Annotated in this window: 1 protein-coding gene; it reads left to right on the forward strand. The window is 70.5% G+C overall.

The window, feature by feature from the left end; translation table 11 throughout:
• Positions 1 to 524 precede the first annotated feature (524 nt).
• Complete coding sequence (locus ACNQQL_RS35760) at positions 525 to 2,639, forward strand: site-specific recombinase (protein ID WP_072436299.1); 2,115 nt, start codon at positions 525 to 527, stop codon at positions 2,637 to 2,639.
• Positions 2,640 to 2,666: the final 27 nt, after the last annotated feature.

Genomic DNA, 2,666 nt, shown 5'->3' on the forward strand with positions numbered 1-2,666 from the left:
GCAGCAAGACGGCCGCCGCGCCGGTCGTTCCGTGCCCGGCCGTCCCGACGTCCGGCGGCGACGCCGGCGCGACGGGCAAGTCCGGCGGCGCATGAGCCGGCAGCGCTGACGGACGTCCGAAGAACCGTTCGCCTGCGGCTTCGTCCGACGCGGCGCGGCTGCCGGCAGCCGATCGCACAGCGCGCCTTCATCGGCCGAACGGCGACTTTGCATTGTTTGTCAAAGTCGACCGGAACCGGCACCATGCAACGCGGTCGGCTTGCATTTTCCGGCCCGATTGACGATCCTACGCACTTTCAGGCTCGCGCCGCTCGTCGTGCGCGCGAGCCGGCGGCACCGGGCCGCATTCGGCCCGACTGCCGTGCCTCCCCGCGCCCGGACGCGATCGGCGTGCACCGCAGCGGGGCAGCCGTACCGCGCATCGTCCGGCAACCGGCCCCGTCTCACCCGTTCTCCCCGGCGCCGTGCCGCATTCCCGGCCGGCATCCCGAACCCGCCCGTCCAGGGCTTTCGCTATTCCGTTTATGTTTCGTTCCCTGACGACCCTGATCAAGAAGTGGCGCGCGTCGCGCAATGCCGGCCACCAGCTCGATGCGCTGCTCGCGCACGCCGACGCCGATGCGTCATACGCCGAGCGCAGCGAATGGCTGATCGAGCTCGCGCACTGGCTGCGCCGCAACGGCACGATGCAGGACGCGCCGGCCGAGCGCGACGCCGACGCACGCGCGTATCCGGCCCATGCGCGGTTGCGCTACCTGTTCCACGTGCTCGATCGCAACCCCGCATGGAAATCGCATGCCGCACGCATCCTGCGCGGCATCCTGCGCGAGTGCGACGGCATCTCGCTGCTGTGCGACGCCGGCATGCCCGTGCACTCGGGCTTCTTCGGCGCGCTGTTCGAGCGGATCGACTCGTCGCTGATCCCGCCCGCGCCGAACCGCCGCGAACTGTCGGCGCTGTTCACGCTGATGTTCCCGGCACCCGGGGACGCGCAATGGATCGACGCGCTGCCCGACGACCTGCTCGCGCGCCTCGCCGAGCTGTTCTCGTTCGACGTCACCGACGAAGAGCGCCACGAGCCCGGCTCGTTCTCGCGCGATCTGCTGGCCGCGCTGCACAACCTGACCTGCCAGATCAGCTCGACCGGCCTGTCGCAGACGGTGCGCAGCCGGCTGTCCGACGACGACGCGCGCCAGCCGCTCGAAACGCAGCCGTTCTATCGCCTCACGCGCGCGATGCTCGCGGTCGAGACCGCGCACGCGGCCGTCGAGGACGGCGGCGACCCGAGCAAGCTGCTGCACGAGGTGAACTACCTGCGCGTGCTGCTCGACGAATGCCGGATCGCGGTCGACAACGTGTTCTCGCACCTGTACCGCAACGGCGTGTCGGTCGACATCGTGTTCCAGGTCGAACGGATGCGCATGCGCATCCTGCGCGCCGAAACGCTGCTGAACGCGTGGATGGCACGCGACGACCTGCACGGGATGGCACGCCTGACGGCCGAGCTGGTCGACGCGAACCAGAACAGCCAGAGCGTCACGCACCTCGTGCGCAGCAACTTCTCGCTGTTCGCGCGCAAGCTCGTCGAGACCAACGCGGACACCGGCGAGCACTACATCTCGCGCGGCCGCGCCGAGTACCTGAAGATGCTGCGGATGGCCGCCGGCGGCGGCCTCGTCACGGTCGTGACCGTGTGCGTGAAGTTCGCGATCACGGGCGCGCACCTGCAGTCGATGCTCGAAGGGCTGCTCGCGGGCATCAACTACGCGGCCAGCTTCATGCTGATGCACTTCCTGCACTTCACGCTCGCGACCAAACAGCCCGCGATGACCGCGCCAACGCTCGCGCGCGAACTCGACGACACCGGCCACGACGAAGGCGTGAAGGCGTTCGTGTCGTCGGTGATCGCGCTGATCCGCACGCAGGCGGCCGCGATTTCCGGCAACGTGCTCGTCGTGCTGCCCGTGTGCCTGCTCGTGCAGCTGTTCGCGGGCAACGTGCTGCACGCGAACCTGATCTCGCCGGAGAAGGCGCACGCGACGCTGCACTCGTTCTCGCTGCTCGGCCCGACGCCGCTCTACGCGGCGCTGACGGGCGTGCTGCTGTGGGCGTCGAGCCTGCTCGCGGGCTGGGCCGACAACTGGTTCGTGCTGCACCGGGTCGGCGACGCGCTCACCTACAACCGCCGGCTGCGCCTGACGCTCGGCGCGGCCGGCGCCGCGAAGCTCGCGCACTTCTGCCGGTCGAACGTCGCGGGCGTGGTCGCGAACGTCGGCCTCGGCCTGATGCTCGGCCTCGTTCCGGCGATCGTCACCGTGTTCATGTTCCCGTTCGAGGTGCGGCACGTGACGCTGTCGGCCGGCTCGATCGGGATCGCGCTCGGCGTGCTGGGCAAGGGTGCGCTCGGGACGCCCGAGCTGTGGTGGGCCGGCGCCGGCGTGCTCAGCATGGCGATCCTCAACGTGCTCGTGAGCTTCGCACTCGCGTTCACGATGGCCGTGCGCTCGCGCAGCCTGCGCCCGACCAAGGTGCGCGCGCTCGTCGCCGCGATCGTCCGCACGGTGCTGTCGAATCCGCTCGCGCTGTTCTGGCCGGCCGGCGGCCAGGCCGCGCGCACCGGCCAGCCTGGCGCGCACTGAGCCTGCGGCGGCGCGGCGGTGCCCGGC

It is taken from the genome of Burkholderia sp. LFS061 (genome assembly GCF_047978125.1).
In the GTDB taxonomy this organism is placed as follows: Bacteria; Pseudomonadota; Gammaproteobacteria; order Burkholderiales; family Burkholderiaceae; genus Burkholderia; species Burkholderia pyrrocinia_C.